The 15,636-nt window shown below is 47.0% G+C and carries 14 protein-coding genes; 2 read left to right on the top strand and 12 right to left on the bottom strand.

Going from position 1 to position 15,636, the window contains the following annotated elements; all coding sequences use genetic code 11:
* Positions 1-52: 52 nt before the first annotated feature.
* From AAHF22_RS06750 to AAHF22_RS06785, 8 genes are all read right to left on the bottom strand, one after another.
* A complete protein-coding gene (locus AAHF22_RS06750; RefSeq protein ID WP_347324228.1) occupies positions 53-958 on the bottom strand; it encodes a M23 family metallopeptidase in 906 nt (301 codons plus the stop codon).
* Positions 959-1,157: 199 nt separating this feature from the next.
* Entirely contained in the window at positions 1,158-1,355 is a 198-nt protein-coding gene (locus AAHF22_RS06755; protein ID WP_347324229.1) for a hypothetical protein, read from the bottom strand.
* A 315-nt stretch (positions 1,356-1,670) separates the two neighbouring features.
* The gene (locus AAHF22_RS06760; protein ID WP_347324230.1) at positions 1,671-3,008 is read right to left on the bottom strand and encodes an ABC transporter permease; all 1,338 of its coding nucleotides are present in this window, start codon (positions 3,006-3,008) and stop codon (positions 1,671-1,673) included.
* Entirely contained in the window at positions 3,001-3,906 is a 906-nt protein-coding gene (locus tag AAHF22_RS06765) for an ABC transporter ATP-binding protein (RefSeq protein WP_347324231.1), read from the bottom strand. Before AAHF22_RS06765 ends, AAHF22_RS06760 begins: the two co-directional genes overlap by 8 nt.
* Entirely contained in the window at positions 3,903-4,868 is a 966-nt protein-coding gene (locus AAHF22_RS06770) for an ABC transporter ATP-binding protein (protein ID WP_347324232.1), read from the bottom strand. Before AAHF22_RS06770 ends, AAHF22_RS06765 begins: the two co-directional genes overlap by 4 nt.
* 51 nt (positions 4,869-4,919) lie before the next feature.
* The gene (locus AAHF22_RS06775) at positions 4,920-5,312 is read right to left on the bottom strand and encodes a GntR family transcriptional regulator (protein WP_347324233.1); all 393 of its coding nucleotides are present in this window, start codon (positions 5,310-5,312) and stop codon (positions 4,920-4,922) included.
* 46 nt (positions 5,313-5,358) lie between these two features.
* Positions 5,359-6,075, bottom strand: coding sequence for a hypothetical protein (locus tag AAHF22_RS06780; protein WP_347324234.1), 717 nt, complete (start codon positions 6,073-6,075; stop codon positions 5,359-5,361).
* 376 nt (positions 6,076-6,451) lie between these two features.
* Entirely contained in the window at positions 6,452-6,640 is a 189-nt protein-coding gene (locus AAHF22_RS06785) for a hypothetical protein (RefSeq protein ID WP_347324235.1), read from the bottom strand.
* A gap of 878 nt (positions 6,641-7,518) precedes the next feature.
* Between AAHF22_RS06785 and AAHF22_RS06790 the strand changes: the two genes are divergently transcribed.
* Positions 7,519-8,718, top strand: coding sequence for an MGDG synthase family glycosyltransferase (locus tag AAHF22_RS06790; RefSeq protein WP_347324236.1), 1,200 nt, complete (start codon positions 7,519-7,521; stop codon positions 8,716-8,718).
* A gap of 652 nt (positions 8,719-9,370) precedes the next feature.
* Here AAHF22_RS06790 and AAHF22_RS06795 read toward each other — a convergent pair.
* A complete protein-coding gene (locus AAHF22_RS06795) occupies positions 9,371-9,946 on the bottom strand; it encodes a xanthine phosphoribosyltransferase (protein ID WP_347324237.1) in 576 nt (191 codons plus the stop codon).
* A 589-nt stretch (positions 9,947-10,535) separates the two neighbouring features.
* Here AAHF22_RS06795 and AAHF22_RS06800 point away from each other — a divergent pair.
* Positions 10,536-10,895 (top strand): helix-turn-helix domain-containing protein, encoded by a 360-nt coding sequence (locus AAHF22_RS06800; RefSeq protein WP_188775748.1) that lies wholly within the window; start codon positions 10,536-10,538, stop codon positions 10,893-10,895.
* A gap of 505 nt (positions 10,896-11,400) precedes the next feature.
* Here AAHF22_RS06800 and AAHF22_RS06805 read toward each other — a convergent pair.
* The 3 genes from AAHF22_RS06805 to AAHF22_RS06815 form a co-directional block, all read right to left on the bottom strand.
* Positions 11,401-12,726, bottom strand: a complete 1,326-nt coding sequence (locus tag AAHF22_RS06805) for a UDP-glucose dehydrogenase family protein (protein ID WP_347324238.1) — start codon at positions 12,724-12,726, stop codon at positions 11,401-11,403.
* Between the two features lie 380 nt (positions 12,727-13,106).
* Positions 13,107-14,255 carry a glycosyltransferase family protein gene (locus AAHF22_RS06810; RefSeq protein ID WP_347324239.1) on the bottom strand — a complete coding sequence of 383 codons (1,149 nt, stop codon included), beginning with the start codon at positions 14,253-14,255 and terminating at the stop codon, positions 13,107-13,109.
* The gene (locus tag AAHF22_RS06815) at positions 14,219-15,586 is read right to left on the bottom strand and encodes a sugar phosphate nucleotidyltransferase (RefSeq protein WP_347324240.1); all 1,368 of its coding nucleotides are present in this window, start codon (positions 15,584-15,586) and stop codon (positions 14,219-14,221) included. The genes AAHF22_RS06810 and AAHF22_RS06815 overlap by 37 nt, the downstream gene beginning before the upstream one ends.
* Positions 15,587-15,636: the final 50 nt, after the last annotated feature.

Raw genomic sequence — 15,636 nt, forward strand, 5'->3', positions numbered from 1 at the left:
TCATTACTCGTTATTTATTTGCTTACTGCTGCTTACTGCTTCTTACTGCTGCTTACTTATTGCTTACGATGTCGCCTTTAAGCGGCTGCAATCCATCCGACCAGCGAATCGCCATCGACTGACCTTCCAGCAAATCCGGCTGATCGGAGACTTGAAAATGGAGATGCGCTTCACTGGAATTACCGGAGTTACCGATCTTGCCAATTTCTTGTCCTCGCTTTACCTTATCTCCCTTTTGTACAGTAACCGAGCCTTTTTCCAAATGTGCCAGCATGCTGTATTCATCACCATGCTGAATGATTACCATATTGCCGCTAGGTTGTGCCGGATTCATTTTGCCTACCGGTTCATTGTCCGCAATATTATTCACGACATTAATGACTGTGCCGTCTGCGGGTGCAAGTGCAGGCTGACCGAAGGCATGATAGCTCTGGTTCAGCTTTGGATCGCCGCTATAGGACATTCCATCTTTAAGCTGGACGAAATCATAGGCATAGCGCTGTGCTGGAACAGCATAATGATAATTTTGTAGGACGGTATGCCCACCCCAGAACACGAACCAGTCGCCTTGAAATGGAAGTTGATACGTTGTGCTTGTTGTCTTGTTATCGGTAGCCGGAAATGTCTCTATCGGTTGCAGCAGCATCGCGGCAATCTGCTCTTTTTTATTCACAATCGCCATTAGACCAAGCTTGCCTGTATCGCTAATCCAGTCGTAATGCCAATTGCCATTGATCGTATGCGGCTTGCTTAGCGGTTGAAACGATTGGATGCCCTGTAACGACTGCTTGACCGTATCTGCTAGCATTTGCTCTGTCAGCGTCTGCTGAAAATCGGGAGTCAGCTGCGCATAAATCTGTTTCGTTTTCCCCTGTAGCAATGCATCTGCAATTCCTTCGGGCTGTATAAATGCAGGATTGGATGGATCGGCATGTACATTCGAGTTGTCTGCTGGCATCGTTGATTCCTCCTGTGATGAAGTTGCTTCCGATGGTGGATCGTTCGAAACCGCGTTCGCTGGCGAGGTAGATGAATCTGCCCTATCTCCACTTGCACATCCGCTTAAAAACAGCGTCGATGCACAAATTAACGCAGCAAATGGGACAAAAACACGACATCGGGAGACCGTGACAGATGGCTCAGCAGGTCGGACATGACTAGCAGGTTGATAAACATAACGGTGATACGGTAGCTTTTTCAATCCTGATTCCTCCTTGTGGAGCAAGATAAGGGGTGAAAGTAGTTACGGTTACGGTTACGGTTACGGTTACGGTTACGGTTACGGTTACGGTTACGGTTACGGTTACGGTTACGGTTACGGTTACGGTTACGGTTACGGTTACAAATATGATCACAGTTACTATCACCGCTATAGTGATCACGATCCTGTATGGCATGATGCTGGTGCTAGCTCGTGCCTTAACCAGACTATATTCAAAGTCTGATGTGCTTTATGTTGCGAAAATGTACCTCTTCCGAGCACGGAAATCTACATTTCACTCCTACTCCATAGATTCCTGTACGAAACTGGAGTCTGTCGCCTTATCCTTACCGGAATGGTATCTATCCCAGCACAAACAATTTGCGTATAAAACCTAGCTTCGCTAGCACCAGTAGCATATTTTCATCCCTTTATACTTTCATCTCTTCATGTCTATATATGTTCAAACTCAAATCTTGTATGCCTTCATCGCTCGACGCAGCTCTTTCCATGTTGGACGCTTGCCATACATGAGTACGCCTGTGCGATAAATTTTGGTCGAGAGCCAGCCGCAGAACAGAATGGAAATGATTAGAATTATCATAGAAATGACAATTTCCCACCATGCTATCGTCCCAAGTCCGACCCGAACGAGTGCTGTCGTTGGGGCGAAGAACGGCACATAGGATGCAATACGAATGATCAATGAGTTTGGACTCGAAATGCTGAAAATACCGATATAAAATGCAGCCAGTGTCAATACAGTTAATAGCGATACCGCCTGACCAAGATCCTCTGTGCGGCTCACGATCGAACCTACAGCGGCATATAGCGTGGAATACAGGAAGTAGCCAAGAATATAGTACATAAAGCCAAACACAGCGACCTGCCACGATAGATTGGACAGATGTAAATTGAACTGGGCGAGCACGTCTTGATAGTAAGGTAAAAATAAATGGGCGCTAAAGACGGCTGCATACAGCGCGATCTGAGTTAAACCGACCAGGAAGATGCCGATAATTTTGCCAAACATCTGCGTCAATGGAGCGACACTGGTGATCAAAATTTCCATCACACGCGAGCTTTTTTCTGACGTAATCTCCGAGGCGACCATATTGCCGGTCATCGTCAGCGAGATAAAGAACAGAATCATCAGAATATAAACAAGAATAAAGTTTTCACGTGTATACGATCGATCACTGTCACCTGTGCTGCCACTTCCTTGCTGATCTGGCGACTGATGCACGATGGTCACTGGGCTGCCTAGCTCTTGCAATTGCTGCTCACTCAGCTGTCCAGCGGCGATACTACGCAGCTTCACCGTCTGAGCCGCACTTTGCAGCAACGTCTGCGCGCCGGATGCGTTATTATCGCTCACCAGTGTAACCGTTGGAAATGGTTCCTTGTCTGATGCTTTGAGCAGCAGATAACCGTCTAGCTCTTTATTTTGAATAAGACGATTCAGTTCGGTCTCACTACGAGGCTGTGTTTGCCAGTCGATCTGAGGTTGTGCTGCGGCTCTGTTGTTGCCTGTCGCCGTCGAAGGAGTCGCTGTTGCTTCTGTCTGTTGTTTTTGCGCCTGCATGGATACTTCGCTAATTTGCTGTGCTAACTCATTGTAGGAACCGGTTGCGATACCTAGCTTCAATGCACCATCTCCATCGTCACCTGAGAAAAGCTGAATAACATAAGGGATATTCATCCCGACGACGAGCAGCAGAGCAAGCAGCAAGGTTGTCAAACGAAACGACTTTGTTTTCACCTTATTGCGATACGTGAATGCGATTACAGCTCCGAGTTTATTCATGGGAGGAACCCACCACCTTAATGAAGATTTCATTTAATGTTGGTTCTTGAATCTCAAAACGATCGACAGGACCTTGCGCAATCGCCGCCTGTAAAATCCGTTGTGCCGCCTCTTCATGGGTAATACGGATACGGTAGCTGCCATGATCCTGCTGATCGACCGACTGTACGCCTTCCAGCAGTTCCAGATTCGGAATCGCCGCTGGTGTACGAAGTAACACATGCTCACGTGGATACGACTTTTTGATCTCGCGGATATCGCCCTGTAGCACAGGCTTGGAGCGGCGCAGCATCGTTAAGTGGCGACATAGCTCTTCCACATGCTCCATCCGGTGCGTTGAAAATAAAATCGCAGTTCCTTCACTTCTCAGCTCCAATACTACTTCTTTGAGCATCTCTACATTGACCGGGTCCAAGCCGCTAAACGCTTCGTCCAGTATGAGAATTTGTGGACGATGAATGACCGCTGCGATAAAACCCATTTTTTGCTGATTGCCTTTGGATAGCTCTTCAATTCGTTTGTTTTCATATTCCAATGCATCAAAGCGCTCCAGCCAGTAGCGCAAGCTTTGCTTGGCATCCGCTGTTTTCATCCCACGCAGATTAGCCAGATACAGGAGTTGATCGTTAATTTTCACCTTTGGATATAGACCACGTTCTTCGGGCAAATAGCCCATAATAGGCTGTAGGCCACTATGATACGGCTTACCATCATATAAAATGCTGCCTTCATCTGGATAAATGAGACCGAGCACCATACGCATCGTCGTCGTTTTGCCGGCACCATTGGCGCCGAGTAATCCGTAAATCTCCCCCGCTTCCACTTCAAGTGATAATCCATCGACCGCGGTATGTCCTGCATATTGTTTGACGATTCCATTTAACTGTAATGGATTCATGCTTTCGCCTCCCCAAGATGGATTCGATAATCGTTCACCCAACAGCTCAACAGTTCTTCCCATTCCAGACCGTTAACCTGCACCGGAATATCGTTCTCCTCTGCAATTTGCTGAAGTGCGGCTGCTTGCGATGTATGCACACGCACACTGCCATCCGGCTTCCGCTCCCAATCAAGTATGCCTGGCAGCTCCTGCAAATCGTCCAATACGAATTGGTCGTCTACCGGACCGAGCCACACTTCTTTCCACTGCTGATACAGCTCATCCTTTTCCTTCATGCCGCAAATTTGTCCCTCATACATAAGCGCTACATAATCCGCCAGCCGTTTGACTTCTTCCATCCGGTGCGTGGTGATCAGAATCGTCACGTCACCGTTCTCCATCTCTCCATGCAGTGCAGCCAGCATATCTTTCCAGGCAAAAGGATCAAGCCCGGATGAAGGTTCATCCAGCAGGAGCAGCTTGGGCGATGTGGCGAGTGCAGCCGCAAAGACAAACTTTTGCTGTTGTCCTTTGGAGAGCTTTGCGAGACGTACATCATCAGGCACCTTAAGCTGTTCCAGCAATTGTTCAAACCGTCCCTGATTCCAGTTCGGATACCACTGTGAACGAAAGGCTCCTGCTTGCTTTGCTGTAGAGCGGTTTTCTTCCAGCATGGGTAGTTCTGCGACATAGGCAATCTGTTGACGAATATGGATCGGCAGCTCTCCTTCACATGATTCGCCTAACCAGGTGATGCGTCCGCTATCCGGGTACAGTGTGCGCAGTAGCATATGAATTAATGTGCTTTTGCCTGTACCGTTCTCCCCGACAAGAGCGGTAACATAGCCGCGTGGTATACTCCAGTTAATCGGGCCAACCGTATGCTCACGTCGCTTTTTGCATACTTGTTCCAACGTAATGGCAGGTTCAAGCTCCGGTGATGTCATGGAAACCGTCGCTTCTGTAAATGTACCGTTCATGTTCACTCATCTCCTTAAGGTTACTTCATCGATTGCTGTCGTCGATCCGTCTTATTTCAACTGTTCCCGTTCATTGAGTAATTGCTCAAACAGCTCATTTAACTGCTGACGTGTCCAGCCGAAGCTAGCGCCGCGCGTAATAACTTCTTCGAGTAGCTGGCGAATTTGCTGCTCGCCAAGCCGTAAGCGCCGTTCTTCCTCTACTTTGGTCACAAACGTGCCTGTGCCCTGACGGGTTCGCAGGAAGCCTTCATTTTCCAGATCCTGATACACACGTCGGATCGTGATCACACTGCATTTCAATTCTGCGGCGAACTCTCGAATGGAAGGAAGTAGTCGCCCTTCTTCAATCTGTCCGCTTAAAATGAGCGCTCGTAGCTGATCTTCGACCTGACGGTACAGAGGCTCTGCACTATTTTCATTAATCTGTACCGGTATTCTCATACATCTCGCCTCCGTCTTTGACCCGTACCTCTCTCTCGCTTCAACTTCATACCAGATCACGTACTCTTGCTTTTCGATAAATCACGCGAAACGAGAAGATTAAAGTTACTGCTGCGATCGCCAGCCCGATCCACATAATGGGCGAAGCGAGCTGATCGTCGATCGCTGCCTTCATCACCATACTGCTAGCATGCTTGTTGATTACAATACCGAGGATCGCAAGTCCGAGTAATAACACGGTGCTAACGATACTCCAGAATAGATATGTCTTTTGACGGACTGCATATTCCATATAGACATAAAGTGAAGTCAGGATAAGCCCCAGCGCAATCCAGCTAATGGCATAGGTTAGATAAGCGGTAATAGTCATACCTGGAATCGTATGCGCGCCGACAAAATAAATGAGTCCGAAAAATAAAATGCTGTTGTATACAAGCATAATGCCCATAACCTGTAATCGACTGCCCAGCACCGCTGAAAATGGAATCGGTAAGCTACGGAAGTAAATCATCTGTTTCCGATACGTATCTTCCTTCATCAATCGGAAAGAACGACGCGAGTAATCGATACTAAGCAGCGGTGAGGTGACAAGCATCAGAACATCTAACAAGCCATAATTTAAAATTTCGTTTTGATTGGTGTAATATAAAAATCCGACAATCACACCCATGTACACCATCATTCCCGTCGACCAGATGAACATAACACCATTTGATTGTAGTTCCCGCTTCGTTAGCAGCCATCCTTGTTTAAAATCAAGCATACGTACACCCTCTCTGTTATGAATATCCAGTTTATCGTTGGATTGCTTTGCACCTATATTATGTGTGTATAGTGTATATATCGTTATACACAGTATATACACACGATACACACTGCGGCAACACCTTTTTTGGAATAGTACAGAAATAAATTGAAATTCAATGACTCGCTGTATCGCTTCGTTGTAGACAGGACAGGGCTTAAGCGATCATTCAGCATAATGGTTATACAGAAAAAAAGTCCTCTGGCTAGATCGCCAAAGGACATATTCTCATACTTATCATATTTTAAAATGTTACATACAATTGTAAAATCATAGTTCGTGATTACCGTAAGCACCAGCCAGCATAACCGATGCATGTGCGATCTTCATTCGGTCAGGAAACGGACGAGTTAATTTTGTGCATTTCGTCCTGTACGAGAAGCGTGAGTTCTTCTTCGTATCCGCCTGTAATGTGATACTTACGCACATATTCTTTTACGAATTTTTTTGGATCCTTAGGCCGGAAGATTCTTGTCATCTCCCGTAGACTTTCCTTGACTTCATTGTGACCTTTAGTTGCCATGGAATTCCCTCCCCAAAACGTGCCTTGTTTGTGAGTCGCCGAAAAGATCCTTAGCTGTGTCTTATAGTATGAAGTTATCTGTCTGTAGTATGATCTTTATAGCACGTGCCAACAGGCCTTTATCCCAAAAATTACCCGTGGCTCATGCCTATGAATCAGTCCGGCTGTCGCTCCTATCTGCTTACACAAGGCCGATATTGCCCTTCATATTGCTGCAATTGTCTTGCTTGAGGGCGCCTCTCTGGCGTGCTGACCCGGTCAAGAATGCTGCTATGTTATCAGCACTTATCTAAGCACCATCTTTCCCTATCATATCACATTCTGTGCTTGAAAAGCACACCCAGTTTGCAAATCGAGCAATTTGGCAATGCTCAATAAATCAATGATACACCCGGCGCCGTTCTCAAGCGCCGAAAAGTGGGTAATACAACGATACTATCGCAGAAATATATGCTGTGATCGGGATGCTGCATGTGCATAGTTCCACACTCGTCATACAACGCTATTATCGCAGAAATACTCCATCCTTCATGTAGAATAGAATCTGCGAAACTGGACAATGCCTATGCAGGAGCTTTACTATAAAGTACTTAGCTAACGTCTCCCTCACCAAAGGGATACAGTTGTTACGTGAAGCTATCGCTGATCGCTCCATTCCTGTGCGATCTACACTCAAATCGGTCACAACTACCGGAAAGCGATTATAATAGAGCTATACGAAGCAGTAACCCTGTGTGGAAACAACGACAAAACGACAATATGTACGGTATGCCCTTATGGCTACCTGTGCAGCGATATCAAGCGGTGCAGGCTTCACTGCAACATTCCCCAGCACAAGGCACCGAAGCCAAATCATTTGACCAGGAGAGGACATCCGTATGCAATCTAACTCTTGTGTTCTGATCTTGTATGCAAGCTATGGCGATGGCCATCTTCAGGCAGCGCGATCATTGCAAGAAAGTCTGTTATCACAAGGAATCGAACGTGTCATTTTGCTTGATCTGATGGCTGAGGCACATCCGCTCATTAATGAGCTGACTCGTTTTGTGTACATGCAAAGCTTCAAGACGATCCCACATCTGTATGGCTGGGTGTATAATGTAACGCGTGCGATGAAGGCAGAATCACCATTGTCTAACTGGCTGCATTCATTCGGTATTCGCCGCCTGCGCGAAGTGCTGGAGCAGGAACGTCCGCAGCTCATCGTACATACTTTCCCACAGCTTGCGCTTCCACATCTTAAGACGCGCTGGGGCTTAACGGTGCCGCTTATTAATATTTTGACTGACTATGATCTGCATGGACGCTGGCTACATCCGCATATTGATCATTATTATGTGCCATCAGAGCAAATTCGTCATGAAGCGATTGAGCGGGGCGTAGCTCCGGCGCGAATTAGCGTGACTGGCATTCCGCTGCATCGCAGCTTTGAGACAATTCCTGTCGATCCCGAGTTGCGTGCACACAGACGCCAACAATTGCGGCTGGAAGCAGGTCTTGATCCAGATAAAAAGACGGTGCTACTGCTCGCTGGTGCCTACGGTGTGCTCAAAAATGTACGCGATGTGAGCGAAGTGGTCGCACAGCGCAGCGATGCTCAGCTCGTAATCATTTGCGGTAAAAATGAACCGCTGCGCCGTGATCTGGAAAAGCGCTATGGTGATACGTCCAATGTGCATGTGTACGGGTTCACACGCCGGATGAGTGAATGGATGCTGCTTAGCGACTGTGCCGTGACAAAGCCGGGGGGCATTACCGTATCCGAATGTATCCGCTGTGGATTGCCGGTGTTCCTGCTACGCCCTGTTCCAGGTCAGGAACTAGCCAACGCGCTCTATCTACAGCAACAAGGGATCGCCGAAGTATGTCATTCGCCTGCACTGCTCGCTGCTGCACTAAGTGAGATGCTGGATCAGCCGCAGCGTTTGGATCGAATGCGGCGACAGATGGAACAGATGCAAATGCCAGATGCGGCTTCACGTATTGCTGGCGATCTGGTGACACGTTATATGCAAAAAGCGCCGATGGGGACTAAAGTGGTGCCGATTCCGGTTTTGCAAGGTAATGCGTATCGGTGATGTTCGAAGGCGATTATAAGAGTAGAATGAGCATGGTAATGATTGGGTATAAGTAAAGCAAGCACGGTAATGGAATGGAATATTGATCCAACCCAGTTGATCCAATCCAATGGTGACTGTATCCAAATGGGCTTAAACGAAATTGCGATTGAATGGAACTGCGAGCAAGTAAAATGAAAATCGAATAGATATACAAGCATGATAAAATGCGGCGTGAATGCTCTAAGCTACCGAGCATTCACGCCGCATTTTGTATAACCGTTAACCTTACTACTATTCGTATAAATTTCTTATACGTCCATTTTCGCCTGTAATATGGGCTGAGGCAGGCGCCTGTAAAATAGGATGGGGCAAGCAGTGCGATGATTTTAATGATTGGACTAGCTTTTTGATGTGGTTTAGTAATATCCTGCTAGAACAGCCGTAAGCAGGACAGCACGATGGTCTATCTGACCCTGGTGAGACGGAGTGTCGTAAACTTGGCCTCCACTATAACTTGCACTTCAACTACTGTTATAGCAGTAGTTACATTTTCTACTATGCGATCTGTGATGAACTAACGTTGTGCTGTCTATATTTCAAATGGATAGGGTTCGAATTGATGCTTCTCCCACTCCACCTGTATACAGCGACACATACTAGCACATTCAGCTTAATCATCAGCAAACTGCACTTCGCCATCCGCCAATCCGGCAATACGCACAAGCGATTCCAGACGATAGCCTTCGCCTGTGAGCAGCGCTGCGCCGGGCTGGAATGACTTTTCGATTACAATCCCGATTCCTGCCACTTCAGCACCAGCCTGCTGTACGATCCGTGCCAGCGCAAATGCAGCTTCGCCATTCGCCAGAAAATCATCGATCACCAGTACACGATCACCGGGATGAATAAACTTTTTGGAGACGGTAATATCATTGCTTTGTTGCTTCGTATAGGAATAAGCAGTTTCTACGAAAATATCCTCGGTCAATGTCAGCGACTTCTGCTTACGAGCGAAAATAAGCGGGACGCCGATCTCCAGCGCAGTCATAATGCCGGGTGCAATGCCTGACGATTCAATCGTGAGTACGCGTGTTACACCTGCATCGGCAAAGCGTCTGCGGAATTCACGACCAATCTCCTGCATCAGCACCGGGTCCATCTGGTGATTTAGAAATGAGTCTACTTTAAGCACATTGCCTGGAAGCACGATGCCCTCTGAGATTACTTTGTTACGTAACAATTCCATATTGTTGTAGCTCCTTTGGCTTAGGGTATTCATGCACTAGCAGGTGCAAATTTGCACGATCTTGTAGTGTTAAAATGTATGTATACTATACTCGATTTGGGCTATAGATGAACAGCTAACAGTTTGCTGTCTGTTACCCTTTTGCACGCTTCACATCAAATTGTTACAGTTTTTTCCCAATTTCAATTTACTTTTACGCTAAAATAGCCGATATATATGTAGATTGTTCAAATTTATGTAGTGGATTTCGGAATATAATAGAAGCATGCAACGATCGTTTATCGCTTTTCCAGAATGTGAGGATTCTTCAAACAGGCTTTACATAAAATAGATAAGCCGTTTTTGCCTGAACATACGTTATAATCTTTATGAACTACTTTTTATTTTTTGAAATATTTGTTTATAAATAAAAAATAAGACTTATATGTTCATAAATAGCATATAAGGAAGTTGCATCTATTTTGCGGATCAGATGCCAAGTGGGAAATGCGATCACATCATGCTATACTTTATTTACTGTCTGCGGCTTTTTTCCTATTTCTTCATTGCTGGGTCGCATACATTATTGCTTCACTAGGAGGTCTTTGTATTGTTTGCCCAACGCCTCAAACAACTGCGCAAACGACGAAATATGTCGATGAAGGAAGTCGCGGATTATGTCGGAGTAGCCAAGAGCACCTATGCTGGCTACGAATCAGGCTATCGTCAGCCTACACTCGAAACGATTCAGGCGATTGCCACCAAGCTTAGCACCACGTCCGATTATTTGCTTGGTTTAACAGAGCAGTATGATCCTACCCCACAAAACACCAATGCCCGGGAATTTTTGAATTATGCGCACCTGCACTGGGATGGCGTGCCGCTTGAGGATGAAGATTTGCAGTTAATCCGGCAATTATTAGAACGTGTTGTGCGGGATCGTGCGCACTCGGAGGAAGAACATCATTAATCCTATTCATACCCTCACTTCTGGAAATAATATCGTTGCAATGTCTTATTATTCCTTTCTTTTATCCGAACTTGTAGAGTTCTGTCCAGAACTTGATCCGGAATCCTGTATAGTCACGACGACATGAAGCCGGCTTCACCGCTCAGATGAAGTCGGTTTTGTCATGCTTTTTTAGCGTTTCATCGATCCCTGCCCTATGTCTTGAGACGCATCCCGGTTAAGATGTATGCGGCTGGTACTTATGGCGCATATCCGTCTTTTGCATACAATATAAATAGTTTCACTTGCTTGCTGCAAGCGCTGTACAGACAGTTCATTGTCCATATAACAATAACGAACTTTGAAACAGCGTAAAAAAGCCACCGACGTGTATACATACAAGCGTCGGTAGCTTTTCAGCATGTTTTGGTAACGCTTCCATTATTTGCAAAAACCTCGTCTCCATCCCACGTTGATAGTGAAATGGAGACGAGTTAAAACTTACAAATAATGGTTCAAATTTGGGTTATTTGGCTACTATAACATTATCCCGCAGCAATGACGGGCGACCCATCGAATGGTAGTCAAAACGTGTAGCCTTAATGCGATCTGCACTGTACACATTACGTCCATCGATCAGGATCGGATTGTGCATTACCGCTTCCACTTCTGCCAGATCGATATTGACAAATTCGCCCCACTCGGTCAGCAGGCAGATCGCATCGCAGTCGCGTGCTGCTTCCAGCGCGTCAGAGGCATAGGTGATTGCCGGGTGATTGTATTCACGGCGGAAGTTGTCTGCTGCTACGGGATCAAATACTTGAGGTAGCGCGCCAAACTCAACCAGTTTGGGTACGATTTCCAGAGATGGTGCTTCACGCACATCATCGGTATCCGGTTTGAACGCAAGGCCCCATACCGCAATCTTCTTATCTTTCAGTGTGCCGAGTGAATCGAGCAGCTTGTCGATCACGGCCCAGCGCTGAGACTGGTTCACTTCAACGACCGATTTGAGCAGCTTGAAGTCGTATTCTACGTTACCAGCGATCTGGATCAGTGCATGGGTATCTTTCGGGAAGCAAGAGCCACCATAACCGATACCTGCATTTAGGAACGATGCGCCGATACGACGATCCATACCCATACCACGGGCAACCTGATCTACATCTGCGCCTACTTTATCGCAGATGTTGGCAATTTCGTTAATGAATGAAATTTTCGTTGCCAGAAAAGCGTTGGAGGCGTATTTGATCATCTCTGCACTACGGATGTCGGTCACGACTAGATTTTCAGTCAGTGGTGTATGCAGTTCCAGCAGCAGGTCTGCCGCTTGCTGAGATTCTACACCGATCACAAGGCGATCTGGATTGAACGCATCTTTCACGGCAGAGCCTTCACGCAGGAACTCTGGCATCGAAGCCGTAGCGAATGGTTGATCGGTCAGGCTAGCGATAATGCTATTCACACGCTCATTCGTGCCTACCGGTACGGTACTCTTCACCGCAACAACGGTATAACCATCGATCGATAAGGCAATTTCGCGTGCAGCCGCTTCGATGTATTGCAGATCGGCTTCACCGGATGGAAGCGGCGGTGTACCTACCGCGATGATGATCAGATCGGATTCGGGTACGGAACTGCTCAGGTCTGTCGTGAACGATAGGCGACCTGCTTCAACGTTACGTAGCATAATTTCTTGTAAACCTGGCTCATAGATCGGTACGTTGCCATGATTCAGCATTTCGATTTTTGCCGGAATTTTATCTACACAGGTAACGGTATTACCAATCTCTGCAAAGCATACGCCGGACACCAGACCCACATATCCTGTACCAATAACCGTAATTTTCATTATCCACACTCCCATTTCCGATTTAGTTTGGGCGTTATCGCCGTTATTGTAATGACTTGGAAAACCTCTATTCATGGTTCATGCTTATCAACCGATATAGTCTGTATAGCCTGACTCTGTACGATGCCTTTTCCTTCCGGCGATTGTTGTCCGGATAATGAAATGCGGCGATTCGTCAGGCAACCTACCTTATCTATATGTGGAGGCTGATTATGATGAAATATCAGGGAAATCCGTCATTTGCCAAAGGCTGTCTCTGGGGTACTGCACTGTCTCTGCTGCTATGGGCAGCAATCTTCACTGTTGCGATTGCGCTACGCTAAATCGACACGTTATCCATGCCATCCATGCGTTTTACAGTGAGCACTAGCTGAAAGATTTTAGACGCTCACATGTTGAAGCAGATTACTGATATAGCGCGTAATGTCGGACAGCACACGACTGCCGGACATGGCACCGGGCGGTAATAGCCCAGTTTCTGCTGTATCCCTATGGAATGCTAACCGATTCAGATCAAGGCCGCTAATCTCCTCCCAGGACATAAGCTTGAGCGGATGATCACCCGGAATCGCGTCCAGCGTATGCCGATCTTCATAAAATCGGCTGCGGTTCAGCAGCAGTAATGGCTTGTTCAGTACAACCGCTTCGCCGATCGTACCCCAACCGGGCTTCGTAATGACCAGATCGGCAGCGGCTACATAATTTTGTGATTCGCTATAATCGGGCGGAATCCGATGAATATGTTCTCGCTCCACCGTTATATTGGATGACACGATAAACGTTACATTTTCACTGTCCCAGATGGGCAGCTTCTGCAATTCCTCCACCTCGATACTCATACCAAGCGCGAAAAATACGATGCGTCGTCCATCTCCTGCCAGCTGGTGCCGAATTCGTTTCACTTCAGCGACATCCGGCTGGCGGCAGAAGAAGCCAGTATGAATGCGATCTTTACAGCCCCATGCCGGTTCTGCGCAGCCTGCCAGACCGATAAAATGATCCATTTGTGCGTATGATGAACGCAGTTCATTTAGCTCTTGAGGCTCCAGCATATCCCGATACGCGGTATACCAGGTGAAATTCGATATGCCCAGCGATTCGATGCCTGCATGAGCAGCCGCAACGATCGCAATCGGTGAAATATCGCTAATGACGAGCTGTACCCGTCTTTGCAGCAGAAATGCACATTCTTGTGTTACTCTTTCATCAAACAACGACATATCATGTCGGTATTGCTCTCTTAGCCCATCAATATCAGCTGCAATCGAATCATGTTGCAATACATAACCGGTATCCGAAAATATCGTTCGAAATTCCAGCTGATGTTCCGCTTGAAAGGGCTGCAATGATTCGTACAGAAAGCCCAGCGCCTTGCCACAGTTGATCACCAGATGCAGCGGTACGGGACTGTCCGCCAGCAATTGCCGAATGACCGCTATACTGCGAGCCGCATGGCCGTATCCATAGTCGGATACGTAATACGCAATGACCGTCAGATCTTCATGCAGTTCTGGGCGATATCTTCCCATGAATGGAACAGCTCCACCAGTCTATTTTCGCGTTCAAACATTCCCGTTTGTACGACGATAAACTCCATCTCACTGCGTGCTCTTAAACTGTGCATCGCCTTGACCGGAATATGCAGCACATTGCCTGCGCTCACCTGCATCATATTACCGTTCAGCACGAATTCACCTTCACCTTTGACGATTGTCCACACTTCTTCACGTTCAGTATGCGAACGATAGCTCAGGTTATGATCATGCTTCAGACCGATTCGCTTCGTTGATACACAGCGTCCATCCTCATACGTCTGATCATCCAGCACATGCACCCAGCCCCATTGACGCTCTTCAAACATCGGGCCTTGATCAAAATTCACCAGTTCTTTCAGCTTCGGACTGCTTGCTTTGTCGGAGACAAGAATACCGTCTGGACTGACTGCGACGACCACATCTTTCATCCCAAGCACCGTTACCGGAACTTTCGTTTCGTTCACCAGATGTGTATTCTCGCAATCTTCACTGATGATGCCGCGTCCGATTTGCGTATTGCTCATTTCTTCGGTCAATGTGTTCCATGTACCCAGGTCTTTCCAGTAGCCAGTGTAAGGAACAGCGACGATATTGGCTGCTTTTTCCACGACCTCGTAGTCAAAGCTGATTTTTGGTAATGTATTATAGCTTTTGAGCATTTGCTCGTAATGGATCGGTAGTCCTTTTTGTTCCAGCAGGCTGATCAGGTAACCGAGACGGAAGGCGAATACACCACAGTTCCACAGTGCCTTCTCTTCGATCAACTGCTCCGCGTAGGCTTCGGTCGGCTTTTCTTGAAAACGGCTGACGTGGCGTAGTCCGGTCACACTCGTTTCGCCGGAAGGAATAATATAGCCATATTTAGAAGAAGGGTACGTCGGTTCGACACCGATCAGCGCTAGATCCGCCTGTGATTCTGCAATCGCATCTTCCAGACTGCGTACCGTCTCGAAAAAGTGATTATCGACATAAGGATCAACTGGCAAAATCGTCACGACTTCGTCCAAACTGACACCCTGGATGGAATACAGATAAGTTGCCGCCAGTGCAATAGCGGGAAACGTATCCCTTCTGTCCGGCTCGACGATCAGCGGTACGTCCGCACCGACCTGACTGCGCATAATCTCAACTTGAGATTTGCCTGTTGCGATGTAGCTCGACTCGCTCAGTCCGCTAGCATCTAGCTGGTTCCACACCCGCTGTACCATCGAGACTAGTTCGCCCTGCTCATTTTCCAGCACTCGCAAAAACTGCTTGGATCTCGCATCATTGGACAGAGGCCACAGACGCTTTCCTGAACCTCCGGATAAAAGGATAAGTTTCACTCCAATCCCTCCTATGTTTTCTGTAGTTTGGGTATTTCCGTTTATATGCA

This window comes from Paenibacillus wenxiniae, from assembly GCF_039822605.1.
In the GTDB taxonomy this organism is placed as follows: Bacteria; Bacillota; Bacilli; order Paenibacillales; family Paenibacillaceae; genus Saccharibacillus; species Saccharibacillus wenxiniae.